General features: G+C 59.8%; 20 protein-coding genes. 12 read left to right on the forward strand and 8 right to left on the reverse strand.

Annotation, left to right across the window (positions count from 1 at the left end; all coding sequences use genetic code 11):
- The first annotated feature begins 64 nt into the window (after window positions 1-64).
- From AC1DWM_RS23410 to AC1DWM_RS23420, 3 genes are all read left to right on the forward strand, one after another.
- Window positions 65-1,384 carry an outer membrane protein transport protein gene (locus AC1DWM_RS23410; protein WP_477796240.1) on the forward strand — a complete coding sequence of 440 codons (1,320 nt, stop codon included), beginning with the start codon at window positions 65-67 and terminating at the stop codon, window positions 1,382-1,384.
- 125 nt (window positions 1,385-1,509) lie between these two features.
- On the forward strand, window positions 1,510-1,914 hold the full coding sequence (locus tag AC1DWM_RS23415; RefSeq protein ID WP_223517695.1) for a hypothetical protein: 405 nt from the start codon (window positions 1,510-1,512) through the stop codon (window positions 1,912-1,914).
- Between the two features lie 441 nt (window positions 1,915-2,355).
- The gene (locus AC1DWM_RS23420) at window positions 2,356-2,715 is read left to right on the forward strand and encodes a DUF6124 family protein (RefSeq protein WP_477796241.1); all 360 of its coding nucleotides are present in this window, start codon (window positions 2,356-2,358) and stop codon (window positions 2,713-2,715) included.
- Between the two features lie 210 nt (window positions 2,716-2,925).
- Here the strand turns inward: AC1DWM_RS23420 and AC1DWM_RS23425 are convergent, their stop codons facing one another.
- The 6 genes from AC1DWM_RS23425 to AC1DWM_RS23450 form a co-directional block, all read right to left on the reverse strand.
- On the reverse strand, window positions 2,926-4,485 hold the full coding sequence (locus AC1DWM_RS23425) for an amino acid permease (RefSeq protein WP_477796242.1): 1,560 nt from the start codon (window positions 4,483-4,485) through the stop codon (window positions 2,926-2,928).
- A 148-nt stretch (window positions 4,486-4,633) separates the two neighbouring features.
- Window positions 4,634-5,794, reverse strand: a complete 1,161-nt coding sequence (locus AC1DWM_RS23430) for an iron-containing alcohol dehydrogenase (protein ID WP_477796243.1) — start codon at window positions 5,792-5,794, stop codon at window positions 4,634-4,636.
- Window positions 5,795-5,797: 3 nt separating this feature from the next.
- The gene (locus AC1DWM_RS23435; protein ID WP_477796244.1) at window positions 5,798-7,189 is read right to left on the reverse strand and encodes an aldehyde dehydrogenase family protein; all 1,392 of its coding nucleotides are present in this window, start codon (window positions 7,187-7,189) and stop codon (window positions 5,798-5,800) included.
- A gap of 7 nt (window positions 7,190-7,196) precedes the next feature.
- Complete coding sequence (locus AC1DWM_RS23440) at window positions 7,197-8,570, reverse strand: glutamine synthetase family protein (protein ID WP_223517686.1); 1,374 nt, start codon at window positions 8,568-8,570, stop codon at window positions 7,197-7,199.
- Window positions 8,571-8,691: 121 nt separating this feature from the next.
- A complete protein-coding gene (gene mug, locus AC1DWM_RS23445; RefSeq protein WP_223517685.1) occupies window positions 8,692-9,225 on the reverse strand; it encodes a G/U mismatch-specific DNA glycosylase in 534 nt (177 codons plus the stop codon).
- Between the two features lie 8 nt (window positions 9,226-9,233).
- On the reverse strand, window positions 9,234-9,857 hold the full coding sequence (locus AC1DWM_RS23450; protein ID WP_223517683.1) for a TetR/AcrR family transcriptional regulator: 624 nt from the start codon (window positions 9,855-9,857) through the stop codon (window positions 9,234-9,236).
- Between the two features lie 227 nt (window positions 9,858-10,084).
- Between AC1DWM_RS23450 and AC1DWM_RS23455 the strand changes: the two genes are divergently transcribed.
- The 5 genes from AC1DWM_RS23455 (at window position 10,085) to AC1DWM_RS23475 (ending at window position 16,178) form a co-directional block, all read left to right on the forward strand.
- Window positions 10,085-11,221: an HlyD family secretion protein gene (locus AC1DWM_RS23455; RefSeq protein ID WP_477796245.1), complete on the forward strand. Its 1,137-nt coding sequence runs from the start codon at window positions 10,085-10,087 to the stop codon at window positions 11,219-11,221.
- Complete coding sequence (locus AC1DWM_RS23460) at window positions 11,221-12,699, forward strand: DHA2 family efflux MFS transporter permease subunit (RefSeq protein ID WP_477796246.1); 1,479 nt, start codon at window positions 11,221-11,223, stop codon at window positions 12,697-12,699. The genes AC1DWM_RS23455 and AC1DWM_RS23460 overlap by 1 nt, the downstream gene beginning before the upstream one ends.
- 19 nt (window positions 12,700-12,718) lie before the next feature.
- Window positions 12,719-14,182, forward strand: coding sequence for an efflux transporter outer membrane subunit (locus AC1DWM_RS23465; RefSeq protein WP_477796247.1), 1,464 nt, complete (start codon window positions 12,719-12,721; stop codon window positions 14,180-14,182).
- Between the two features lie 31 nt (window positions 14,183-14,213).
- Window positions 14,214-15,164, forward strand: a complete 951-nt coding sequence (locus AC1DWM_RS23470) for an aldo/keto reductase (protein ID WP_223517678.1) — start codon at window positions 14,214-14,216, stop codon at window positions 15,162-15,164.
- A gap of 75 nt (window positions 15,165-15,239) precedes the next feature.
- Entirely contained in the window at window positions 15,240-16,178 is a 939-nt protein-coding gene (locus AC1DWM_RS23475) for a LysR family transcriptional regulator (RefSeq protein ID WP_223517711.1), read from the forward strand.
- A 51-nt stretch (window positions 16,179-16,229) separates the two neighbouring features.
- Here AC1DWM_RS23475 and AC1DWM_RS23480 read toward each other — a convergent pair whose 3' ends face one another.
- Window positions 16,230-16,502 carry a DUF2790 domain-containing protein gene (locus tag AC1DWM_RS23480; RefSeq protein ID WP_223517677.1) on the reverse strand — a complete coding sequence of 91 codons (273 nt, stop codon included), beginning with the start codon at window positions 16,500-16,502 and terminating at the stop codon, window positions 16,230-16,232.
- A 244-nt stretch (window positions 16,503-16,746) separates the two neighbouring features.
- Here AC1DWM_RS23480 and AC1DWM_RS23485 point away from each other — a divergent pair, with 244 nt between their 5' ends.
- From AC1DWM_RS23485 to AC1DWM_RS23500, 4 genes are all read left to right on the forward strand, one after another.
- The gene (locus AC1DWM_RS23485) at window positions 16,747-17,760 is read left to right on the forward strand and encodes a helix-turn-helix transcriptional regulator (RefSeq protein ID WP_477796248.1); all 1,014 of its coding nucleotides are present in this window, start codon (window positions 16,747-16,749) and stop codon (window positions 17,758-17,760) included.
- Window positions 17,761-17,901: 141 nt separating this feature from the next.
- Complete coding sequence (locus AC1DWM_RS23490) at window positions 17,902-19,749, forward strand: amidohydrolase (RefSeq protein ID WP_477796249.1); 1,848 nt, start codon at window positions 17,902-17,904, stop codon at window positions 19,747-19,749.
- Window positions 19,750-19,905: 156 nt separating this feature from the next.
- Window positions 19,906-21,318 carry a purine-cytosine permease family protein gene (locus tag AC1DWM_RS23495; RefSeq protein WP_223517663.1) on the forward strand — a complete coding sequence of 471 codons (1,413 nt, stop codon included), beginning with the start codon at window positions 19,906-19,908 and terminating at the stop codon, window positions 21,316-21,318.
- A 152-nt stretch (window positions 21,319-21,470) separates the two neighbouring features.
- The gene (locus tag AC1DWM_RS23500) at window positions 21,471-22,478 is read left to right on the forward strand and encodes an Ldh family oxidoreductase (RefSeq protein WP_223517662.1); all 1,008 of its coding nucleotides are present in this window, start codon (window positions 21,471-21,473) and stop codon (window positions 22,476-22,478) included.
- 251 nt (window positions 22,479-22,729) lie between these two features.
- Here AC1DWM_RS23500 and AC1DWM_RS23505 read toward each other — a convergent pair whose 3' ends face one another.
- Window positions 22,730-24,310 (reverse strand): aldehyde dehydrogenase (NADP(+)), encoded by a 1,581-nt coding sequence (locus tag AC1DWM_RS23505; RefSeq protein ID WP_477796250.1) that lies wholly within the window; start codon window positions 24,308-24,310, stop codon window positions 22,730-22,732.
- Window positions 24,311-24,322 lie beyond the last annotated feature (12 nt).

Here is a 24,322-nt window from a genome sequence, read left to right on the forward strand (position 1 = left end):
AGACGTGCATGGGAAGGCGAAGCCTTGCCCGTGCGCAACCAACAAAAAGAATAAGGGGTGGACAATGAAAGTGAATAACCGTGCGATCCCGTGTTTCTCTGTTCAGCAAGCATTTGCTTTCTGGATCAAGTTAACCGGCGCCGTAGCCATACTCAGCGCTTCAACAACTGCGGGCGCCAATGGCATTGCCCTGAACGAACAAAGTGCAAGCAGTGCGGGAACTGCTTATGCGGGAAGGTCGTCTTCCGCGCTGGATGCCAGCACTATCTTTGGAAATCCTGCAGGCTTGACCAAGTTGAAGCGTAGTGAGATTTCCGGCGGCGCCGCGGTCGTCTCGGTGAGCGACGATATTAGCAATGCGCAAAGCAGTGCCCCAGGAACGAATAAGGGCGACTCGGTCCCTTTGGGGGTTGTGCCCTTCGCCTATATGTCGACGCCGCTTGACGATCGTTTTTCGATTGGTTTGGGCCTTTATGCTCCGAGTGGTCTGATCAATGATTACGAGAGCAGTTTTCAGGGCCGTTACCATGGTTCCTATAGCACGACCAAGGAAATAACCCTGCAGCCCACCATTGCCTATCGGATCAATGATTACGTGTCCATTGGTGGCGGACCGACCATAAACCGTTTCAATGCAAAGCTTCAGAATTACCTGGCCACCGGCGCCCTGAACAACGGCCAGGACACACTGGTTACCATCAAAGGCGATGACACGGCACTTGGCTACAACGTCGGCGTCTTGTTTGATTTGAGTGATGCGACCCGTTGGGGGATTAACTATCACTCGAAGGTGAGCTATGAACTCAAAGGGCATACTGAGGTTACCGGCTCCCCGAGCGTTGTACCGCTGGACGGAAATTATGACAACAAGATAGACATCACTATGCCCGAATCCGTGGACACGTCTATCACCCATCATTTCAATAGTCGCTGGACGGGATACGTGGGGACCACCTGGAAACGTTGGAGCCGGATCAAGAAGGTCGAGGCAGTCAACAGCGGTCTTTCCCCCTTGGGTCAGGCGGCTGGTCTGGGAAGTGTGACCGAAGAAATGAACTGGCACGACACTTGGGCCACCGCGGTTGGTGCATCTTATCAATTGAACCAACAATGGCTGCTGCGTGCAGGCTACGCCTATGATCCGTCGCCGATTAGAAATGCCGATCGCAGCGTGCGCGTTCCGGTCGGGAATCGCCAAGCCGTGACTTTGGGCGGTGCTTATTCGCCGAATGCCGATCTGACGATAGACTTTGCTTATGGCTATCTCTGGGATTCCAAAGTCTCAGTAAAGCAGTCGAACAACTCCGGCCTTCAACCTGAATACAGTGCCAACTACGAAAACAGTGCGAATGGAATTTCAGTGCAGGCAACTTATCGGTATTAATCGTACGAGCGGTTTTTCAGCCAGTGCTATCGATAGCACTGTGGGGACATGGGTATGCATTGATTTTTATACCATCTACACTCTTCTACAGCCTTGAAATAAATTATTAGTAATAAAGGAGAAAAATGGAACTGTCTGATGCGATTTCATATTTTCGATACTCTTTAGAACAGGCGCACAAATTCTGGGGTTATTATCAAGCAATCACTGCAGCGGCAGTAGCTTTCGCTTGGGCATCAACCAAACCTCCAACCGAATTACTGATCGGACTTGCTACAGTGTATTTATTATTTTCATTGCTGAACTGTCGGCTGATCCTAGCGTCCCAAGTGGCCGCGCTCGAAATTTGGCGTTTACTACAAGATTACAAAGAAAGTCCAACAGAAACGAAGCCAAGCCAATTTCTGTCACTTTTGAAATTAAACAAACCCGATAATCCGATACTTGTTGCTGGCATGCAGATCACGCTCAGCGTATTCGCAACAATGGCTATATTGTTCAGGGTTGTATTTATTGGTTGCACTCAATAAGGAGTCCACATCGTTTATTCATGGTGGTTTCCTGGAGGCTTTTCCGGCCTTCACCGCCTGTAGGAAGCGCATGTCAGCTCGTTCAACAGCTGTTGAAGGCGCGTGTTTAAACACCTTCAAGGTTACGTCCTGAAAGCTACAAGACCTTGCGTCTTTACCTACGGCTACGCCAGAATCCGCCGGCTTGTGCGCCTTGGTGCTGCTCGGTAACTTGATTCCCGTCACTGCCCATCAGTGATCGGGTTTAGTCGCCCGTTGATGTCAAGACGCACAATGTCTCTGTCAGTCGGGTATCCCATGCCTGCACTCGATGGCGGTTGTGCGCAGGGCGCTTCGGCGCGCCGATTTCTTGGCTCATCGGTCGACTAACCTGTGCACAGCTGCCTCCATTTCGTTTAGTCGCGAGCGGGTTGCAGCCTCACTCATATGAGGTCTGAGCCAATGTTCAAAGTAACACCCAACCCACCAGACACCGATCCAGTGTCCCCGTACGAACCCGATTCAAAAAAACTCAACGAAGCCGCCGAACGCGCCCTCAACTTCCACTTCCCGTCGAATGCCGACATCAAAGCCACCAAGCGAACGCGTAGTACTCTGTTTTCCGTGGACCCAGAAGCCACTGCCGAAACCCTGGCCGTATTTTTGGTCGAGACGCTGGCGTCGGTCGATGTGATGGTCCATCAGTTGGTGGATCATCTGGAGGGGGAGTCGCGTTATGCGTTGTTGGGCATTTCCAACAGCATCATGGTGGCGGAGATTACGGCGAACGGGGTGCTGGATAAAGTTGAGCCATCCGTGTAGCCGCTGTTCTGTGGTGAGGGGGCAAGCTCTCTCATGAGTTACGCAATTTCTGTAGCAGCTGGCGAAGCCTGCGTCCGGCTGCAAAGCAGTCGTGAAATCAGACGATGCGGTGTTTCAGGAAGACCGCAAACTCAGGTTTTACGACTGCTACGCAGCCGAACGCAGGCTTCGCCAGCTGCTACGGGTTGCGTGCAGCTTCAGCTATCCGCTTCAAGCGCGTTTATCCAACGCCGCCTCAGCCGCCGCAATTTGCGCCTGGCGCTGGACAATCATGTCGCCCACCGGCGGCCCCTGGAAGCGTCGGGCTTCAAAACCGAACCAGACAATCGCCGTCAGCACCAGGAAACCAATGGTGATGTACAACGCCCAGTCGTTCGGTGGCTGAATGCCGATGATGAAGATGATCACCATCGAAAGCACCGAGAGCAGGGCGAACACGGTGTACCAGAAGCGTCCCATGTTCCACGGTCCCATGGTCGGCCACTTCGAGGTCCCGTAGGTAAACAGGCCCAGCACGATGGGGATGACGAAGGAGAAGAACAGGAAGATCACCGTGCAGGACACTACGATGGTATAGACCGGCGTTTCACCGATCGAGATCACCGATGAGCCCCAGACGAACAACACCGCGAGGGTGGCACCGGTCCAGATCGCTGCCACCGGGCTGCGAAAGGTCGGCGAGACCGAGGCCAGCGCTTTGGAGCAGGGCAGGCCGCCGTCACGTGAGAACGCGAAGATCATGCGTGAAACCGAGGTCACGGTTGCCAACCCGCAGAGGATCTGCGAGATGAAAATCGCTACATACAGCGCAACTTTTAGTGTCGGGCTGACCTGGGTGTTCATGGCCCAGAAAAACACGTTCCAGCCTTGCTTGGCCGCCTCATCCATGTTCGGCAGCATCAGCACGAACGAGCACAGCATCACCCAGCCGAACAGCAACGACCAGACCACCGACATGACCATGCCGCGTGGCACTGACATGGCGGCATTGCGGGTCTCTTCCGAGGTGTGCGCGGAGGCGTCATAGCCGGTGATGGTGTAGATCGGCAACAGCAGGCCGAGCATGAAAATCCAGCCGTTCGACACCTGTGGCCAGACGCTGCCACCCGCCTCGCCGGAGTAGTTGCTGAAGGTCCACAACCGCGCGAATTCATAGCTGGGTGCCGAGATCAGGCAGACGATGGTCAGCGCCAGTGCCGTGGCGAAAATCAGGTAGCCGGAGAAGTCGGTGAGCTTGGCGGTCAGGCCGATCCCCAAGTGGTTACACAAGGCCTGAAGACCGGTCAGCACCGCGAGGAAAATCACCCGGACCGTGGTCGTGTCTTCCATGCCCAGCGCCGGGCCGAAAGCACCGAAAAAGAAGTAATAGGTGCCGACGTTGATCGCTCCCAGTACGGTGACCAACCCCAACAGGTTGAACCACGCGGTCAGCCAGCCGGTGAAGCGGTTGCCGAGAATCGAACCCCAGTGATACAGCCCGCCAGCGGTAGGGTACGCCGAGGAGATCTGCGCCATGGCCATGGCGAACACCCCGGAGATCAGGCAGCCAATCGGCCAGCCGATGCCGATGGACGCGCCGCCCGCACCGGAGGTGCCCTGGGCGAGGGAGTTGATGCCCCCGGAGAGGATGCAGATGATTGAAAAGGAAATCGCAAAGTTGGAGAAAACGCCCATTCGTCGCGATAGCTGCTGGGCGTAGCCCATGCTGTGCAGCACTTTGACGTCATCGTCATGCGGCGCGTCAGTGCCGGGCTGGCTTGCTGGATTCATGTTGTGTGCCCCATCAGGTTTTGATACGCATCCATCCGGAATGCCGGACGGGCTGGCCTTCAACCCCTTGTCGTACTGCTCCTGTCTCCAACCGGTACAACCTGCCCGTGCGCTGCATTCAAATGTTGAGCACAGGCAGTCAACTGCTCTACAGGCGGCCGTGATACGCCGCGTCGAAAATCTCTGCCGCACCGGCCTTCGTCAATGGCAGCGGGTTGCCGCTGGCAGAGGGGTCGACAACGGCCATGTCCGCGATCAGGTCGGCCTGTTGGTCATCCACCCCCAACTGCACCAGCGTGTGCGGCACGCCGATGTCTTTGCGCAGTTTGAGGATGAAGGCCAGGAAACTGTCGAAGCCGGGGGAGGGCAGGCGCAAATAGGCAGCCAGGCGCGTGATGCGTTCTTCGATGGCCGGGCGATTGAATTTCAGGACGTAGGGCATGAAGGTCGCATTGGTCATGCCGTGATGGGTGTCGTACAGCGCGCCCACCGGATGCGAAAGGGCATGCATCCCGCCCAGTCCTTTCTGGAACGCGGTGGCGCCCATCGCTGCCGCCGCGAGCATGTGCGCGCGCGCGTCAAGGTCGGACGGTGTGTGCACGGCGCGCACCAGGGCGTTGGCCACCAGGCGCATGCCTTCCACGGCGATGCCGTCGGCCAACGGATGAAAACCGGGGGCGCAGTAGGCTTCCAGGCAATGGGCCAAGGCGTCCATGCCGGTGCCGGCGGTGACTTTGGCCGGCATGCCGACACTCAGGGCCGGGTCGCTGATGACCACGCGCGGCATCATTTTCGGGTGGAAGATGATGCGTTTGGTGTGGGTGGCCTCGTCGATGATCACCGCTGCACGGCCCACTTCCGACCCAGTGCCCGCCGTGGTCGGCACCGCAATGACCGGGGCGATGCGGCTTTCGTCGGCGCGGGTCCAGTAGTCGCCGATGTCTTCGAAATCCCAGACCGGGCGGGTTTGGCCGCTCATGAAGGCGATGAGCTTGCCCATGTCCAGGCCGCTGCCGCCACCGAAGGCGATCACGCCATCGTGTTTGCCGGCGCGCCAGGCGTCGAGGCCGCCGGCGAGGTTGGCTTCGACCGGGTTGGGCTTGAGGTCGCAAAATAATTCGACGCCCAGGCCGGCGGTGCGCAGGGCTTCCAGGGTGGCGATGGTCATCGGCGCACGCGCCAGGCCAATGTCGGTGACCAGCAGCGGGCGCTCGATTCCTTGGCTGCGGCAGGTGTCGGCGAGTTCGGCGATGCGGCCGACACCAAAGCGGATGCTTGTGGGGTAATTCCAGTTCGCGGTCAGGCTCATGGCTCAAATCTCGTGGCGCAAATGGAAGGATTTGGCGCGGGTCAGGTGTTCGTAACCGAGGCGCGACAGGGTGACGCCGCGCCCGCTGTTTTTCACCCCGGTCCAGGCCAGGGCCGGGTCGAGGTAGTCGCAGCGGTTCATGAAAACGGTGCCGGTGTCGATCTCGTTGCCCAGGCGTTCGGCGGCGGCAAGGTCCTGGGTCCAGATTGAGGCGCTGAGCCCGAACTCGCTGTCATTCATCAAGGCGATGGCTTCGTTGTCGCCGTCCACCGGCATGATGCCGACCACCGGGCCAAAGCTTTCCTCGCGCATGACTGACATGTGGTGGGTGACGTCGACCAATACCTGTGGCGCGAGGTAGGCGCTGCCCGGTACGTCAGCGGGAAACGCCTGCGGATCAATCAGTGCCTTGGCGCCTTGTGTAAGCGCTTCGGCGATCTGACCACGTACGAAATCAGCAGCTGCCGGGGTGACCAAGGGGCCGAGTGTGGTGGCTTCGTCCAGTGGGTTGCCCAGCACGTATTGACGGGTCAGGGCAGCGAAACGCTCGATAAAGGCTGGGTAGATTTTCTTATCGACATAAATGCGTTCAATGGCGCAGCAGCTCTGCCCGGAATTGAAGAAGCTGCCGTCCACCAGATTTTCTACTGCATGGTCGAGATTGGCATCTGCGCGAACATAGGCCGGGTCTTTACCGCCGAGCTCCAGACCCACGCCAAGGAAGCGCCCGGTGGCGGCGGTTTCCATGGCCTTGCCGGCACCGACGGAACCGGTGAAATTGACTTGATGAACACGTCCGGAACCAATGATTGCGGCGGTCTGGTTGTGATCGAGCAGCAGGTTGTGAAACAGACCGGCGGGCAGGTTGGCGCGGGCCATGGCCTCGGCGAACCGTTCGCCGACCAGTAGCGTTTGCGACGCGTGTTTGAGGATGACGCTGTTGCCGGCCATCAGCGCCGGAATGATCGTATTCACGGCCGTCAGGTAGGGGTAATTCCACGGCGCAACGACCAGCACCGTACCCAGTGGATCACGTTGGATGTGCCGTCGAAAACCGCTGACCGGGGTGGGTTCAATCGTGGCCAGCGCTTCAGGCGCAATGGCGATCATATGCCGGGCGCGCTCTTCAAAACCGCGCAGTTCGCCCGCGACATAACGTACTGGGCGGCCCATCTGCCAAGCCAGTTCCGGCACTATTTCATTCTTCATCGCCAGCATCGCGTCCACCACTGCACTGCAAAAAGCGGCACGTTCGCTCAGGGGCCGGCGTTTCCATTGCGCCTGGGCGGTGGCGGCCGCCGTCAGAGCCTGTTCGATTTGCGTCGCGTCGGCGTAGTGGCGTTCGGCGTAAACCCGGCCATCGACCGGGGAGATGAGTTGAATGGTTGCCGTCATGGTGACCTCAATAGCGCTCGAATCCGCGTTGCAGTTCCCAGTCAGTGATCCGCCGGTCGTACTCTTTCTGCTCCCATTCGGCGGTGTGCACGTAGTGGTCGATCACCTCGTCCCCGAATGCTTCGCGCAACATGGCGGAGGTCTGGAGTGCGGCGCTGGCTTCGCGCAAGGTCTTGGAGACTTCCGGCAAGTGTTCATCGAGGTAGGCGTCGCCTTCAAAGGGCGGTGTGAGGGTGAGCTTCTCGTCGATCCCGGCCAGGCCCGCTGCGATCAGGGCTGCGAAGGCCAGATACGGGTTGAGGTCGGCGCCGCCGATGCGGCATTCGATGCGGATGGATTTGCTGCTTTCGGCACACAGACGAAAGCCGGCGGTGCGATTGTCCCGGCTCCATACCGCCCGCGTCGGCGCAAACGTGCCGGCCTGGAAGCGCTTGTACGAGTTGATGTAGGGCGCGAGAAAACAGGTGATGTCGTTGGCATATTTAAGCTGCCCGGCGACCCAGGAACGCATCAGTTTCGACATGCCGAATTCGGCCTTGGCGTCGAAGAACAACGGCTTTTTACCGTTCTTGTCCCACAGCGAATTATGGATGTGGCTACTGGACCCGGCGGCGTCATAGCGCCACTTGGCCATGAAGGTGATCGCCTTGCCTTGCAATTGCGCGATCTCTTTGCAGGCGTGTTTGATGATGACGTGATGGTCAGCCATAGTCAGCGCATCGGCGTAGCGGATGTTGATCTCTTCCTGTCCCGGACCCCATTCACCCTTGGAGTTTTCCACGGGAATGCCGCTGGCCTGCAGATGCTTGCGAATCGCCCGCAGCACCGGCTCTTCGCGGGTGGTCTGCAGGATGTTGTAATCCTCGATGTAATGGCCGGCGGTTTTTGGCTTGTGGTAGTTGCGCTCGTGGATGGCCTCGTAGCTCTCGTCGAACAGATAGAACTCCAGTTCCGAGGCGAACATGCCGGTATAGCCACGCTCGCGCAGGCGTTCGATTTGCTTCTTCAGGATCGCCCGCGGGCTGTGCGGCAAATCGCGGCGATGGTGGTGATCGAGCACGTCGCAGAGCACCAGCGCCGTGCACTCCAGCCACGGCACCCGGCGCAAGGTGGACATGTCGGGCTTGAGCACAAAGTCGCCATAGCCTTTGCTCCAGCTGGCGGCGGCGTAACCCGGCACGGGTTCCATGTCGATGTCGTCGGCCAGCAGGTAGTTGCAGCAGTGGGTTTCTTCATGGCCGCTGTCGATAAAAAACTCGACCTGGAATCGCTTGCCGACCAGGCGTCCCTGCATGTCGACCATGCAGACCAGTACGGTATCGATTTCGCCGGACACGGCGGCACGCTTCAATTCATCAAAGCTGAGGAGGGGCTCGGTCATCACGTCAGTCCTGCGTGAATAGTGTGGGCCAGTCTGAAATAGCTGTTGCAGACGCTCTTCAGAAAAACCCAAACCCTGCCGGAGCGAGCATCGTGTGCAAGAAGCTGATCCTTAGCTTAGCCTACTGTCGATTTGTGCAAGTTTTGCTGCTTGATGCCTGATAGAGCTGGCGATACGCGTCCACCAATTGATCGAGCGAGAACGCCAGATTTCGCCCGCTCGGGTTGGGCAAGACCCATACCTTTGCGTTGCCGAAGGTGTCGGGTTGAAGCCCCCAGGCAATATCTCGCTGGCCGGATAACGCGCAGTACGCGGCCTTGCCGAGAAACGCTACGAAGTGGGGTGCGTAGTGCAGGATCTTTTGTTCAAAGTCCGCAGCGGCGGCGATGAACTCGTGCAACGACAGTTGATCTGCGCGCGCCGTGGGCCGGTCGACCACGGCGGTCAAACCACAGCGGTACTGCAAGATCGTCCGGTCGTTTTCCGGGCGCACTTGCTCGGGCGTAAACCCGGCGAGGTGGAGCGTGCGCCAGAAGCGATTGCCCCGGCCCGCAAAGTGATGCCCTTGGGCGGCGGCCGTCATGCCCGGATTGATCCCGCAGAAAATCACGTCGAGCTGATCGGCCAGTATGTCTTCAAGTCCTTCACCTGCCATACCGCCTCTCAACCGCAGATTACGCTGACCGCGTTGCGGGCCAGTTCGGTCAGTTCCTCTCGGGATTTGCCTGCCCGTGCCCGGATCGAAATGCTGTGCAGCAGGGAGGAGGCGAGCACCGCGAGGGCTGCCGGGTCGACGTTGTCTTTGAGTTCGCCAGCAGTAATGGCCGTTCGCAGGCGCGCTTCAAGATCGGCGTCGAGTCGACTGAGACGGTCCGACAGCACCTCACGGATTTCCACATCCTCGACGGCTTCGGTCGTTGCCGTGCCGATCGCAAAACAGCCACGGGGTTGGCCGTCTCCCGAAAAATAGATCGATAACTGCCCCTCATAGAAACGCATCAACGCCTCGCTCAAGGTCAGCTGGGTGTCGGTCAGCGCCTCATGCATGTCGGCAGCGGCGAATTCCCAGTACTGCTCTAGCGCCTTGATATAGAGCGCGTGTTTGTCACCGAACGCGGCATACAGGCTCGGGCGATTCATGCCCGCTGCCGTGGCGATGCTATCCAGTGACGCAGCGGAATAGCCGGTACTCCAAAACACCCCAAGCGCTTGCTGCAGCGCGGTCTGTGGGTCATAGGCGCGGGGGCGTCCGCGACCTTTTCCTTGCGTAATCTTATTTTGTGCCATGGCGTACAAAATCCTTGTGTGAAGGTAGGTCGAGGCATATTCTTACACCATCGCACAAAATTAAGGAATCAGAAGTTCCTGAATTTGAAGTTTGTTGTAGCGGAGCTCGAACTGGGTATAGCGGCGACGAAACAGGGTGCGGCGGAGCGATCCTTCTGACTGCGCACGGTATGGCTGTTTTTTATGGGTATTAGCCCCTGACTTCCCGGTTAAAGGTGTTTTCGATCATGACTAAACAGTTCGATATTCCAGCTTCACAAACCTTTGAGCACCCAGGGCCGAACCCGACCGGAACGCCCGGCAAAAAAACCCTTAAAGAGACCGTGCGGCCATTGCTGATGGTGGGTGTACCGGCGCTCTTCGCGGCGGTTGGGTACGCACACTATGTAGCCGGTGAGCCTTACATCTCGACCGATAACGCCTACGCCAGAGTGGCGAAGGCATCGATCAATGCACGCACGTCGGGCCAAGTCATCGAAATCGCAGTCGAGGACAACCAGTCGGTTCGCAAGGGCCAGGTGTTGTTCCGCATCGATCCCAAACCGTTGCAGATCGCCGTTGACCGCGCGCAAGCCCAGCTGAGCGTCGCACGGCTGCGCATCGATGGGCTCAAGGCCAGCTACCGCCAGCAACAGGCTGAACTGCAATCGGCCAAAGAGTCGGCCGATTTCGACCAAAAGGAATTTGGCCGCAAGAAGGCGCTGGTCGCTTCCGAGTTCGTGTCGAAGTCGATTTATGAGCGCGCAGACACCGACCTGAAAGTGTCACGCCAACGAATAGCCTCCATCGAACAACAGATCGCCAGCACGGTGGTTGCCTTGAACGGCAATCCGAACATCGACGTCGACAGCCACCCGGCCGTTCGTGAGGCCAAGGCGCAGCTTGATGAAGCGCAGCTCTACCTCTCGTACGCCACGGTGTATGCGCCGGACGATGGCATCGTCGCCAAGGTCGATGATTTGCAGGTGGGCAATTTTGTGAACAACGGTGCGCCGGCCTTTGCGCTGCTGTCCGATCGCCAGGTGTGGGTGGAAGCCAACTTCCGCGAAACGGAGGTCACCCACATGCATCCGGGTCAGGCCGCGACCATTCACCTCGATACCTACCCTGATCACGAATTCAAAGCCCACGTGGTCAGCATGAGTCCCGGTGCCGGATCGGACTTCGCCTTGCTGCCACCGGAAAACGCCACCGGCAACTGGGTCAAGGTGGTGCAGCGGGTGCCGGTACGGCTCGAACTCGACGAGCTCGACCCACAGATGCCGCTCTACTCGGGGATCAGCGCCACGGTCAAGGTCGATACCGGGCACCGCACGCCATGGTGGCATCCGCTCAAAGCGCTGATGACTGCAGGAGCCTTCTGATGAACACCAACCTTGCTGGGCCTGCGGGCTCATTAAGGTTTGCCGCATTGCTCGCGACTTATATGCAATCGGCGAACCTGCCTTTGCCCAATGCCGTCCTCCGTTTGATCCAGGGCAGTATGTCGATGACCGACGACCAGGCCGGATGGATCTTCACCGCGTACCTCGCGGCCAGTGCGATCACGATGCCGATTGCGCAATGGCTGGCCGGGAGTTACGGCCTGAAGCGGGTTTATCAAACCGTGCTGGCCGTGTTCGTCCTGGGCCTGGTGCTCGCCACCCTGGCATCGACGCCGCTGGAGTTCATCGGCGCGCGCATTATCCAGGGCCTGGCGAGTGGTGTGCTGGCACCGCTTTCGATGGCGATTGCCCTGGAAACGTTGCCACTGGAGAAGCGCGCGAAGTTCGGCGCAACGTGGACGGCCATCGTGCTCATCGGCATCGTCAGCGGCCCGAGCATCGGCGGCTGGGTCGCCGAACATTTCGGCTGGCGCCCGATCTTCTACATCAGCCTGCCGCTGTCGGCGTATATCTTCCTGGTGATCGCACTGTTGCTGGCCGAGAAGAAGGCCGAGAAACGTCCAGTGTTCGACTTCTTTGGTTTCGGCACTTTCACCCTGGGGCTGATCAGCCTTCAAATGTTGCTCGATCGCGGTGAACGCCTGGACTGGTTTTCCTCGACCGAGATCTGGCTGGAAGCGATCGGCTGTGCGCTCGGGCTCTACCTGTTCCTGGTGCATGTGCTGACTGCGAAGGTGCATTTCCTCAACAAGCGTTTGTTCAACGACCGCAACTTCGTGCTGTCGACGGTGATCTTTTTTGCCGTGGGTTTCGTGTTGCTGTCGACCATGGCGCTGACGTCGCCGATGCTCGATGAAATTCTCGGCTACCCGCCTGACACCACCGGTTCGCTGACCATACCGCGCGGTATAGGACTGGTCGGTGCGTTTCTGTTGATGGGCCGTGTTCCGGAGCGTTTCGACCGCCGGCTGTTCGTGGCGGCGGGCGTGGCCATCGTGGTGTATGCCAACTGGCTGATGCTCGGCTATTCGCCGCTGATGGACTGGTGGCCGGTGGCAGTGGCTGGCGCAATTCAGGGCATCGGCATCGGCATGTTGATGCCGTCGCTGACCAAGGTCGCCTTCAGCACCCTCGACCCGACGCTGCGCCCGGAAGGCACCGGTCTTTTCAATCTGTCGCGTGTGTACGGCAGCACCCTCGGCGTTGCGATCGTGCAGTTGTATTTCTTCAACAACACCCACGCGATGCACATGGCGCTGGCCAGCAACTTGACACCCTATGGCGCGGCGGCGCATTCGGCGGCGACGTCCCTGCAAGCCATGGCGGGGCTCAACGAAATGATCACCGGCCAGGCGGCGTTTATCGGTGTGGTCGGCCAATTCAAGATTTTGATGTACGCGATGCTGGTGGTGAGCCCACTGGTGATCTTTCTTCGCAAGCCCGTTGCGACCAAATAGTTTTCGTGGAGTTTGCCTGATGAAATCCAATGCGCGCTTCCTCAACAGACAGCTGTTCAACACCACGTCCGGCGCGGTGTCGGTGCTGGTGTTCCTGACCGCCTGTACGGTCGGCCCCGATTACCAAATGCCGCCACCCAGCCCGTCGCAGCACTACGATCAGCAAGCCGAGCAGCGTCTTGGCCAGCGCATCGACCTCGGCAAAAAGGTTAATGGCGATTGGTGGACTGCGTTTCGTTCGCCCAAGCTCGACAACATTGTGCGCCGGGCCATCGATGGCAATCTGGAGCTCGTCGCTGCCGATGCCACGATCCGCCAAGCGGCGTCCTCCGTCGCGGCGGCGCAGGGGGCGCTGTATCCGCAGGTCGATTTTGCCGCTCAGGCCGGCCGAGTGCGTACGCACAACAGTCGTGACCCCATCGTTTCCAACTTCTATGCCATCGGGCCACGGGTCGGCTTCGATCTGGACGTGTTCGGCGGTAACAAGCGCCAGGTCGAACAACAGGAAGCGCTGACGGCCTTTCAGACACATCGCTACGAAGCGGCGTACCTGACCCTGACGGGGAATGTCGCCAGCCAGGCGTTGTTGATGGCCTCGGCGAACGCACAGATGCACGCCGTGGAAAAACTGCTGGCCATTGACACCAAGAACCTCGAACTGGTGCGCATGGCGCACCTCAATGGCAGCACCACGCAGATCGATGTATCGCTGGCCGAAACCCGACTCGCGCAGGACCGCACTCTGTTGCCGCCGCTGGCTCAGCAGCGTGATTCGGCACGGCATGCGCTGTCGATCCTGACGGGCAAAGGCCCGGCGGACTGGATCGCGCCGGACTTCGACCTGAGTGAATTCGCCCTGGCCAACATCCCCGTCAGTCTGCCCTCGGAAATGGCCCACACCCGGCCGGACGTGCTGCAAGCCGAAGCACAACTGCACATCGCCAGCGCCGCCGTCGGTGTCGCGACCGCCAACCTCTATCCCCATGTGGAGCTTTCCGCATTTCTCGCACAGTCGGCGACAGGCAACGGCGGCGCTGCGCTCTGGGGCTTCGCCGCCGGGGTGGCGGGGCCGATCTTCAATGGCGGAACCCTCAAGGCTGAACGCCAGGCGGCGGTCGACGGCTACAACGCATCGCTCGCGGACTACCAGCAGACGGTCATCACATCGTTCGGTCAGGTCGCTGACACGCTGCAAGCCATCAACCATGACGCCGAGGAAAACCTCGCCCAGGAAGACGCATTGCGTGCCGCCGACAGCAGTTTTCGCTTGAACCAGCAAGCGTACGCCCAAGGGGAGAACAGCATTCTCCAGGTGCTGGAAGCAGAGCGCGCCTATGAGCAGGCGTTGTTGGGGCAGATCAGGGTGAAGACCGCGCAGTACCTCGACACCGTTCAGCTGTTTGTCGCCCTCGGCGGCAATTCCGTTGGCGTGTTTGAGCAACGAGTCGCCAGTCGCGAAGCACCGAAACGTTCATATCAGTAAAGGCTGCGGCCTCAGAGAGTGGAGTAAAGACATGACCTACGAAGCCTTTCACGATGAACTTCGCCAGACAAAATTTGCGCTGAACCACGGCTCGGTCGAGATGCCGGCCGTTGGCTTTGGCACGTTGTTCCGCGACCTCAGTGTCACGACCCAAGCGGTCACACAGGCGCTGGAAACAGGCTTCCGCCATTTCGATTGTGCCGAGCGTTATCGGAACGAAGAGGCGGTGGGCGTGGCGTTCAAGGCCTTCCTCGACACGGGCAAGGCCCGGCGCGAGGACTTGTTCATTACCACCAAACTGTGGAACACCAACCATCGCCCGGAGCGGGTTCTGCCGGCGTTCGAAGCCAGTTGCCGACGGCTTCAGGTGGATTACATCGATTGCTACCTGATCCATACACCGTTTGCCTTTCAACCCGGTGATGACCAGGAACCAAGAGACCCATTCGGCCACATGATTTACGACTCGGGCGTGACCCTGATCGAGACGTGGCGGGCGCTTGAACAGCTGGTGGATGAAGGGCGCTGCAAGTCCATCGGCTTGTCGGATATCACGCTGGAGGCGTTGCAGGCGATTGTCGAAGTGGCGCGGATCAAACCCGCCGTCGTGCAGGTGGAATCCCACCCTTATCTGCCGGAATGGGAGCTTCTGGAGTTCTGCAAACAGCATGGGATCATCGTCCTCGCCTTTGCACCCCTCGGCCATGGCATGGAGCCTGCCGTGCTGGAAGACCCGGTGATTACCGGTATCGCGCGACACGTGCAGAAAACCCCGGCTCAAGTCGCCTTGGCCTGGTCGGTGCAGCGTGGTGTGGCGTTTCTGACCACGTCTGCAACACTGAGCCATATTCAGGAGAACTTTGATATTGCCACGCTGCCGCACCGGGCCATGCTTGAAATCAAGGAGGAAATTACGACTCGGGTGCGGTTCAACTCGGTGGTGGAAACCGGTATCCCCGGCTTTATCCCGCGTTCAAAGTAACCCATGCCAAAGCGGCGGCCTGATGTCAGGCCGCCACTTTTTCTACAGGTACATTTTTGCGCCGAGGCGAAAAGGATGGACGTTTTCCAAACCATGCGTTGTTTCATAGCGGTCGCGCAGAGCGGCAGCTTTACGGCCGCAGCGGTGATGCTGGACACCTCGACCACCAACATTTCCAAAGCGGTTTCCAGCCTGGAGGCCCGGCTGCAAACACGCCTGATCAACCGCACGACCCGGCGCCTGGCCCTGACCGAAGCGGGCCTGCGCTATTTGCAACGCTGCGAGAAAATTATTGAAGAGATGCGTGAAGCCGATGAAGAAGCGGGGACGGCTCAAACCAGACCCGTGGGCCGGCTGAAAATTCATGCGATGTCAGCCGTTGGCAATCACTACGTGATCAACGCCATCGCCCGGTACAGAGAGACGCATCCTTCGGTCATGTTTGATTTGACCCTGACCAATCGGCTGCCGGACTTGCTGGAAGAAGGCTATGACATGTCGATTGTGTTGGCGCGGGATTTACCCGATTCAGGCTTCGTCGCCCAGCGGCTCGGCGTTACCTACAGCATTCTCTGCGCCTCGCCCGCGTACCTGAAGAAACGCGGCGTTCCCGACGCGCCAGGTGCACTGGGCGCACATGATTGCCTGAGGATTGTGAACACCGTGATGCCGGCAGAAAACTGGATATTTGAAGGGCCTGAAGGCGTGGAGACGGTGAACACACCGTTGTCGCCGTTTCACGTCAATACCGCCGATGCGATGACGGTCGCGATCACCAACGGCATGGGCATCGGGATTCAACCGATTGCGTCTGCCGTGGACGGTTTGAGAGCGGGGACGTTGGTGCGGGTACTGCCTGAGTATCATTTTGAAGAGCTGAATGTCTTTGCCATCTATCCATCACGAAAATTCGTTGATGCGAAAATCAAGACCTGGGTGGATTTTCTCAAGGATTACATTCCGGTCTTGCTGGCCAGTGATGAAAAGATCGTGGGCTCAACGAAAAACAGATAATCGCCAGTGCCGCCGGTATGGAGTGTCGACCCTCCATCGTCTGCACGTTGCTCAACCGTTCGAACACCCGGTTCCCATGACTTGATACTCAAGGACGTGTTGCTGACCGTGAGAGTCTTCATACGTCATTTGCGCCGGCACCGGACCGCACTGGTCGCCCACGTCTGTCACGCTGATAACGCGTTTGATGTCGAGGTGGGTGTCGTAGGTATAGGTTTCAACCGGGGTCTTGGCGGTTGCGGCCGTTGACGCGCTGTCGTCGGCGAAGGCCGGTGCACCTAGACTGGCAAGCGCCAGCAAGAGAGCGATTTTCGAAAGGTTCATGGTGTTCACCGTATCGTTTGAGGATGGCTGGGCGACCGGTTTGATCGTCCGTTTTTCACCTTGTGAGTTCGTGCTGAATGCTCACGGGGTAGGGACGATGCTAGGGGGTAGTCCTTGCCTCAAACAGCGGCCAGAAGGACAAACACTGTTGCCGGTTTGCGCATGAATACGGGGCTTGTGGACGCCATCACTGCCCTTGTGGCATGGTCGAAAAAAATGCCACGCAGCCAACAGGATCAAATTGATGGAGGAGGGTAATGAGGTCGGCGGCACACCGTCGATGGCGATGCTCAAGGCATTCAATCAATGCGTGTTGCACCTCGGGCGACTGGCACGGGAGCGCGGTGCCTCGCAATTCATCGAAGACGGGCTGCAAGCCTTTCGCCCACTGGTGCCGTTCGCGTCGGCATGGTGGGGCGAGATGTCCACGTCAGATGCCCATGTGGCGCCGAAAAGCTGGATGCACGGGCGCATAGACCTGCCCGAATCGTTTGCCGCCGAATGGCACAAGAGCGCAGGCAGCGACAAATTCTCCCATGACACCTTGAGCCAACCCGGCGCAGTGGTGCGTGACAGTGGTTACACCGATCCCCATGAAGAAGTCGATGCGTTCGCTCGCCGTCATGACCTCTACCATGTGATATGCATCACCTTCGAGTTGCCCGAAAGCGGTTTGATGTTCTTTGTCTGCCTCTATCGCGGCGAACACGCGTCAGGGTTCAACGACAGCGAGGCCGCGTTGTTTTCAGCCTTTTGCGATCACCTGTTGCAGCTGTGGCGCTTTCAGGTGCAGGACATGATCCGCATCGACACCGGTAACGGCGCCAGCGACTTCGGGGTCGCGCGCATGGACGGCACGCTGCTGTACGTGGGCGCCAGCCTGTGCGCGGCGATCCAGCGCGAAGTGCCGGGGTGGAGCGGGTCGATGCTGCCGACGCAGGTGATCGGTCAGCTGGAAAAAGCGCCGTGCGTCATACGCCTGGGACGCTGTGCGCTGACCCTCAGCCCGAATGCCAAACACGTCATTCTGTCCCTTGAAGCCCAGTCACGCGGCGTGGTGCTGGCGCCACGGGAGCGGACGGCGGCGATGCTGTTCGCGGCCGGTCACTCGTATAAAGAGATCGCCAAAATCCTCGGTTTGAGCCCCGCGACCGTGCGTACTTATTTGCGCAACTGCTACTTGCAACTCGGGGTGAAAAGCAAGGTTGAGTTGGGTTCTGTTCTGTCTGCACAGGCAACCCGTCGCGAATCACCGTGACGCCCACTCATTCACTGACCCCTCCTCATTTGTAGAGGTCCATCCAACCGCCGCGCCCTATAGGGTATGCCTTGCATATCAGGGGCTTGCGCGCAGGCTGTTCGGGCCTCTTCCAAAACTATAAAAACAGAGGTGAGGCAGTTGAAATTCTCCAGGCTTTTTGTCGCCATTGCGGCAACCACGGCATTTTCCGGTGTGGCGCTGGTGGGGTGCCAGACCCAGGGTTCGACCCCGGCAGACATGGTCATGCGCAACGGTTATGTCTACACCGTCGATGGCCAGAACTCGGTGCAGCAGGCGATTGCCGTCACGGGAGGGAAGATCGTCTACGTCGGCAACGACGAAGGGGCGGCGTCGTACATCGGCAAGCAAACGCAATTGATCGATCTGGCGGGGCGCATGCTGATGCCGGGCTTTATCGATGCGCACATGCACCCGGGTGACGGCGGCCGCGCCATGACTTTGTGCGACCTGAAGTACCAGACCATGACCCGCAAGGAGTTCCAGACCACCATTCAGGCATGCCTGGATGCCGACAAGGATAAAGGGCCGGATGTCTGGCTCGAAGTGGGCAGCTGGGACCGGATGGGCATGGACGGACTCGACGGCGACCCCGACAAATCGACGCTGGACGCACTCAAGACCCAACGGCCGATTCAGGTTCGCTCCACCGATTTCCATACCGTGCTGACCAACTCTCGCGGCCTGGCCGTCGCCGGCATCAACAAACACACGGCGAACCCGAGTGATGGCAAGTATGTGCGCGACAGTGCCGGCAACCTCACCGGCATCTGCGAAGACGGCGCGGCCGATGCGATGGCCGCCGTGGTGCCTCCGGCCACCGACGCCGAAAAACTCAACCAGACCCGCGCGGCGCTCGACGCGATGCGCCAACAGGGCATCACCAGTTTCTTTGATGCATTGTCGGGGCCGGAAAATGGCAAAGCGTTCACCACGTTGCAGCAGTCGGGTGAGCTGACCGCCCGGGCCTTGCTGGCGATAAAACTGGACCCGGCCGCCGCGGCAGCCGACCCGGCGAAAACCATCGCCGAGGCCAAGGCGATGGCCGCGACTTACGACCAGGGCGACGCCAAAGTCGCGCCGGGCGTGAGCATGCGTCACGTCAAATTGTTCATGGATGGCATCATCAATGCGCCGGCGGACACCGGTGCGATGTTGACGCCGTACCTGCACAACGCGGGCACCGATAAGGCGCCAAAATGGGCGCCGGGCAAAAACGTCGGCGAGCTGTATTTCCCGCCGCAAGTGCTCAAACCGCTGCTGTTGCAAGCCGTGCAAGCAGGTCTCGACCCGCACCTGCACGCCACCGGGGACCGCGCCGTGCGTGACTCCCTCGATGGCATCGAATACGTGCGCCAGCAATTGCCCGGCAACGGCTTCCGCCCGGCCATTACGCACAACGAATCCGTGGACCCCGCCGACTACGGGCGCTTCAAGGCCCTCGACGTGACCGCCAACATGTCCTTCCAATGGGCTCAGCAAGCGCCGTCCACGGTCGACGGCACCAGCGATCACCTCGGGCCTGCACGTTTTGCCCGCATGGAACCCTCGGGCAGCATCGCCCGCGCTGGCGGTCGTGTGGCGTATGGCAGCGACTGGCCTGTCGACCCCCTCGACGAGTTCCTGGCGCTGAAGATCGGTGTCACCCGCTCAGGTGATCCGCTGAACCCGCACAGCTATGGCCCCAAGTACGCCGGCCGCCTGAATGCCGACCCGGCGCTGTCCCGTGCCGAAGTGCTGCGCACCATCACCCTCAACGCCGCCGAGCAACTGAAGCTGGAGAACGTCGTCGGTTCGGTCGAGGTCGGCAAGTTTGCGGATCTGATCGTGCTGGACAAAAACTTCATGCAGGTGCCTGAAGAAGAATTGGCTCGCAACGCGGTGCTGATGACGGTGGTCGGTGGCAAAGTCGTGTGGGCCAAGGCGCCGTTTGTGGGACAAGTGGCCATGGCCGAACAACAAAAATAACCGCCCCCTAGTACACATTCCCTGTGGGAGCGAGCCTGCTCGCGAAAGCGGTGAGTCAGCTTGCATCAATGTTGAATGTGCCGCCGCCTTCGCGAGCAGGCTCGCTCCCACATTGGACTGCGTGGATTCGTTCTACCTTTGAAGAGAATAAAAATAATGACCCAGCACGGCGATAGCCAACAACGAAGTCCCCTGATCGAGACACGTTCGATCGATTACATCCCCGAGGCCGAGCGTCATGGCAGCCTCTACAGTCAGTTCACCCTATGGCTGGGTGCCAACCTGCAAATCACGGCGATCGTCACCGGGGCGCTGGCCGTGGTGTTGGGCGGTGATGTGTTCTGGTCATTGATCGGTTTGCTGATCGGCCAGTTGCTCGGCGGCGCCGTCGTCGCCTTGCATGCCGCCCAGGGACCCAAACTCGGGTTGCCGCAGATGATCTCCAGCCGTGTGCAGTTCGGGGTTTACGGCGCGGCCATACCGATTGTGCTGGTGTGCCTGATGTACCTCGGTTTCAGCGCCACTGGCGCGGTCCTTTCGGGGCAGGCGATTGCCCAGTTGATCAGCGTCAGCGACAGCACCGGCATCCTGATATTTGCCGCGTGCATCGCGTTCCTGACGATCTTCGGCTATCGGGTGATTCACCTGGTGGGAAGGGTGGCCAGCGTGCTGGGCATCATCGCCTTCGCTTACCTGTTCACCCGGTTGATGACCCTCAACGACATCGGCCTGCTCCTGGAAAACCGCCACTTTGGCTGGAGCACGTTCCTGCTGGCGGTGTCGCTGTCGGCGTCGTGGCAGATTGCGTTTGGCCCGTATGTGGCCGACTACTCGCGTTACTTGCCGAGCAAAACCTCGTCCTGGAAAACCTTCACCGCCGTCGGCCTGGGGACTGTGCTAGGCGCCCAGGCGTCCATGGTGCTGGGGGTGTTTGCCGCTGCGTTGGCCGGCGCCAACTTTCGCGGTCACGAAGTGGCGACCATCGTCGGCCTGGGCAGTACCGGGGTGATGGCGTCGCTGCTGTACCTGAGCGTGGTGTTCGGCAAGGTCACGGTGTCGACGCTTAACGCCTATGGCAGCTTCATGTGCGTGGCCACCATCATCAGCGGTTTCCGCAGTCGCCTGGAAATCACCGCCCGCCAGCGCATGCTGTTTGTATTGCTGATCGTCGCGGCATCCACCACGCTCGCATTGGTCGGCCAGTACTCGTTCCTGAACTCGTTCAAGTACTTCATCCTGTTTCTGCTGACGTTCTTCACCCCGTGGAGCGCGATCAACCTGGTGGACTATTACTTCATCAACAAGGAGCGCTATGACATCCCGGCATTGTCCGACCCGGCCGGGCGTTACGGTCGCTGGAACGTGTTGGGCATCAGCGTGTATGTCAGCGGCGTGTTGATCCAGCTGCCTTTTGTCGACACACACTTCTACTCCGGGCCGATGGTCGCGCAGCTGGGTGGCGTGGATATTTCCTGGATCGTCGGGTTGGTGGTGCCGGGGGTTCTTTACTACCTGCTGGCCAGGAAGTCAGCGCTGACTGTGCCGGTTGCACGAAGCACGAAGGCCTGACGGACAGGGGCGGCAGTGCATGGATCGACATTGCACTGTCGCGGGTCGTTGATGAAGCACCTGTGCTGATTTCGTCACTCCCTCCGTGCAAACCCATCAAGCCCTATCGCCTTGAATAGACCACCCTGACCGGTCTGTCCAAGGAGATGACCATGATCCGATTGACCCTGATCGAAGCCCATGCGTTGGCCGAATCGATCCTGTTGTACAACGGTTTTAACCTAGCCCATGCGCGTGCGGTGGCGGCGACGGTGATTGCCGGCGAGCGCGATGGCTGTGCTTCCCACGGCTTGTACCGGATTCTGGGGTGTGTCAATTCCCTGCGGGCCGGCAAGGTGTCGGCCACGGCCGAACCCCGGTTGATCGACCAGGCACCGTCGATTGTGCGGGTGGATGCCGGCGGTGGTTTTTCGCAGCTGGCTTTTCAGGCGGGTTTGCCGCTGTTGACGGAGAAAACCCGAGCCAACGGGATCGCGGCGTTGGCGATCAATCACTGCGTGCATTTCTCGGCGCTTTGGGTGGAGATCGAGCAGTTGACCGCTGCCGGCCTGGTGGCGCTGGCGTGTAATCCAAGTCATGCCTGGGTGGCCCCGGCCGGTGGGTGCTTGCCGGTGTTCGGCACCAACCCCATTGCCTTTGGCTGGCCCCGTCAGGGACATGATCCTTTTGTGTTCGACTTCGCCACCAGCGCCATTGCCCGTGGCGACATCGAACTGCACCGCCGTGCCGGCAAAGCGATCCCCGAGGGCTGGGGCGTGGATGCGCAGGGGCAGTCCAGCACCGATGCCAACGTCGTGCTCGACAGCGGCGCGATGCTGACGTTCGGCGGGCACAAGGGCTCGGCGCTGGCGGCCATGGTGGAGCTGATTGCCGGGCCGTTGATCGGTGACCTCACCAGCGCCGAGTCGTTGGCTTACGACGCGGGCAGCAAGTCGTCGCCGTATCACGGTGAACTGATCATTGCCCTTGATCCGCAGCGCTTTTTGGGGAACATGACGGAGGTACATCTGGCCAGAGCCGAAGCATTGTTCCAGAGTATCGAAGGGCAGGGCGCACGCTTGCCATCCCAACGCCGATACGAGGCGCGGGCGCGTAGCCTGGTGGAGGGGGTGCAGATTCCTGAGGCTTTATGTAACGACCTCAAGGCATTGCTGGCTTGATTCAATAACTGTAGGAGTGAGCCTGCTCGCGATGAGGGCAGTACATTCAACATCCCTGTTGGCTGACACACCGCTATCGCGAGCAGGCTCACTCCTACAGGGTATCCGGGTGTTTTTTAGATCGGGTTTCCACCACAGCATCCCTGTGGGAGTGAGCCTGCTCGCGAAGGGGGCAGCACATTCAACATCTCTGTTGGCTGACACACCGCTATCGCGAGCAGGCTCGCTCCTACAAGGTATTTGGGTGTTCTTCAGATCGGGTTTCGGTGGCTGTTGCCGTCGACCAGCCGGGCAATGCCCAGTGGATTGGCGTTTTTCAGCGGGTCGGGCAAGAGCGTGTCCGGGCAATTCTGGAAGCACACCGGGCGCAGGAAACGCTCGATGGCCATGCTGCCGACCGAGGTGCCACGGGCATCGGAAGTGGCCGGGTAGGGACCGCCATGCACCATCGCATCACACACTTCGACGCCCGTGGGGTAGCCATTGAACAGCACCCGGCCGACCTTTTGTTCCAGCAGGGCCAGCAGCTCTGCGTGTTCATGCAAGTCCTGCGGTTCGCCAATCAGGGTCGCGGTGAGTTGACCGTGCAAGCTGTTCAGCGCCTGGCGCAGTTCGGCCCTATCGGCCACTTCGACGATGAGGGTGGTCGGGCCGAACACTTCTTCCTGTAGCAATGGATCACCCTCGAGCAGCAGACTGACGTCGGCCTTGAACAGATGCGCGCGCGCCTGATTGCCGTGTTGGCCATGGCCGGTCAGGTGGGTCACGCCTGGGTGACTTAGCAAAGCCTGCACGCCTTTTTCGTAGCTGCCGAGGGTGCCGGCGTTGAGCATGGTTTGCGCCGGTTGTTCAGCCAGCAGTGCAGTGAGGGACTCGGTGAAGGCACTGAATCGCGCGGAACGCATGCCGATGACCAATCCCGGGTTGGTACAGAACTGGCCGCAGCCAAGCACGACAGAGGCGGCCAGTTCGCTGGCAATTTTCTCGCCGCGAACGTTCAGTGCTTCGGGCAATACCACGACCGGATTGATGCTGCTCATTTCGGCGAACACGGGAATCGGTTGTGGTCGTGCGGCCGCCATGTCGCACAGCGCCCGGCCACCTTTGAGCGAGCCGGTGAAACCGACGGCCTGGATCGATGGGTGCTTGACCAAGGCTTCACCCACGCCCGCGCCGTAGATCATGTTGAACACACCCTTGGGCATGCCGGTCTGCTCGGCAGCGCGGATGATTGCATCGGCCACCTGTTCGGCGGTCGCCATGTGTCCGCTGTGGGCCTTGAACACCACCGGGCAACCGGCGGCGAGGACTGCAGCGGTATCGCCGCCGGCCGTGGAGAACGCCAACGGGAAGTTGCTGGCGCCGAACACCGCCACGGGGCCAACGCCGATCCGGTACTGACGCAGGTCGCTGCGTGGAAGCGGTTGCCGCTCGGGCAAGGCGCGGTCGATGCGTGCAGCATAAAAGTCACCGCGACGGAGGACCTGGGCGAACAGGCGCATCTGGCCGCTGGTTCGTGCGCGTTCACCCTGTATCCGTGCGTTCGGCAATGCGGTTTCGCGGGTGACCAGGGCGACGAATTCGTTATCCAGGGCATCCAGTTGTGTGGCGATGGCTTCAAGAAAGTCCGCACGGCGTGCCGCTGGCATGTTGCGAAACTCAGGGAATGCAGCGGCAGCGGCCTGCGCGGCGGCGTGCACTTCGGCCTCGGTGGCTTGCATGAAAGAGAAGGGCAGCGTCTCGCCGGTGCTGGCGTCATGGCTGTGCAACGTGAGGCTGCCGGCGGCGCTGCGTGTACCGCCGATGTAGTTGTGGCCGAGAATTTTGGGCATGGAAACTCCTGT

This window comes from Pseudomonas sp. P4_C8 (genome assembly GCF_056401975.1).

What these genes read in the sequence shown, in the direction of transcription:
- AC1DWM_RS23505 (WP_477796250.1), bottom strand. Translation starts at nt 24,310, where the DNA reads ATGCCCAAAATTCTCGGCCACAACTACATCGGCGGTACACGCAGCGCC.
- AC1DWM_RS23495 (WP_223517663.1), top strand. Translation starts at nt 19,906, where the DNA reads ATGACCCAGCACGGCGATAGCCAACAACGAAGTCCCCTGATCGAGACA.
- AC1DWM_RS23475 (WP_223517711.1), top strand. Translation starts at nt 15,240, where the DNA reads ATGGACGTTTTCCAAACCATGCGTTGTTTCATAGCGGTCGCGCAGAGC.
- AC1DWM_RS23470 (WP_223517678.1), top strand. Translation starts at nt 14,214, where the DNA reads ATGACCTACGAAGCCTTTCACGATGAACTTCGCCAGACAAAATTTGCG.
- AC1DWM_RS23460 (WP_477796246.1), top strand. Translation starts at nt 11,221, where the DNA reads ATGAACACCAACCTTGCTGGGCCTGCGGGCTCATTAAGGTTTGCCGCA.
- AC1DWM_RS23455 (WP_477796245.1), top strand. Translation starts at nt 10,085, where the DNA reads ATGACTAAACAGTTCGATATTCCAGCTTCACAAACCTTTGAGCACCCA.
- AC1DWM_RS23500 (WP_223517662.1), top strand. Translation starts at nt 21,471, where the DNA reads ATGATCCGATTGACCCTGATCGAAGCCCATGCGTTGGCCGAATCGATC.
- AC1DWM_RS23480 (WP_223517677.1), bottom strand. Translation starts at nt 16,502, where the DNA reads ATGAACCTTTCGAAAATCGCTCTCTTGCTGGCGCTTGCCAGTCTAGGT.
- AC1DWM_RS23465 (WP_477796247.1), top strand. Translation starts at nt 12,719, where the DNA reads ATGAAATCCAATGCGCGCTTCCTCAACAGACAGCTGTTCAACACCACG.
- AC1DWM_RS23485 (WP_477796248.1), top strand. Translation starts at nt 16,747, where the DNA reads ATGGAGGAGGGTAATGAGGTCGGCGGCACACCGTCGATGGCGATGCTC.
- AC1DWM_RS23435 (WP_477796244.1), bottom strand. Translation starts at nt 7,189, where the DNA reads ATGACGGCAACCATTCAACTCATCTCCCCGGTCGATGGCCGGGTTTAC.
- AC1DWM_RS23450 (WP_223517683.1), bottom strand. Translation starts at nt 9,857, where the DNA reads ATGGCACAAAATAAGATTACGCAAGGAAAAGGTCGCGGACGCCCCCGC.
- mug (WP_223517685.1), bottom strand. Translation starts at nt 9,225, where the DNA reads ATGGCAGGTGAAGGACTTGAAGACATACTGGCCGATCAGCTCGACGTG.
- AC1DWM_RS23430 (WP_477796243.1), bottom strand. Translation starts at nt 5,794, where the DNA reads ATGAGCCTGACCGCGAACTGGAATTACCCCACAAGCATCCGCTTTGGT.
- AC1DWM_RS23415 (WP_223517695.1), top strand. Translation starts at nt 1,510, where the DNA reads ATGGAACTGTCTGATGCGATTTCATATTTTCGATACTCTTTAGAACAG.
- AC1DWM_RS23420 (WP_477796241.1), top strand. Translation starts at nt 2,356, where the DNA reads ATGTTCAAAGTAACACCCAACCCACCAGACACCGATCCAGTGTCCCCG.
- AC1DWM_RS23425 (WP_477796242.1), bottom strand. Translation starts at nt 4,485, where the DNA reads ATGAATCCAGCAAGCCAGCCCGGCACTGACGCGCCGCATGACGATGAC.
- AC1DWM_RS23410 (WP_477796240.1), top strand. Translation starts at nt 65, where the DNA reads ATGAAAGTGAATAACCGTGCGATCCCGTGTTTCTCTGTTCAGCAAGCA.
- AC1DWM_RS23440 (WP_223517686.1), bottom strand. Translation starts at nt 8,570, where the DNA reads ATGACCGAGCCCCTCCTCAGCTTTGATGAATTGAAGCGTGCCGCCGTG.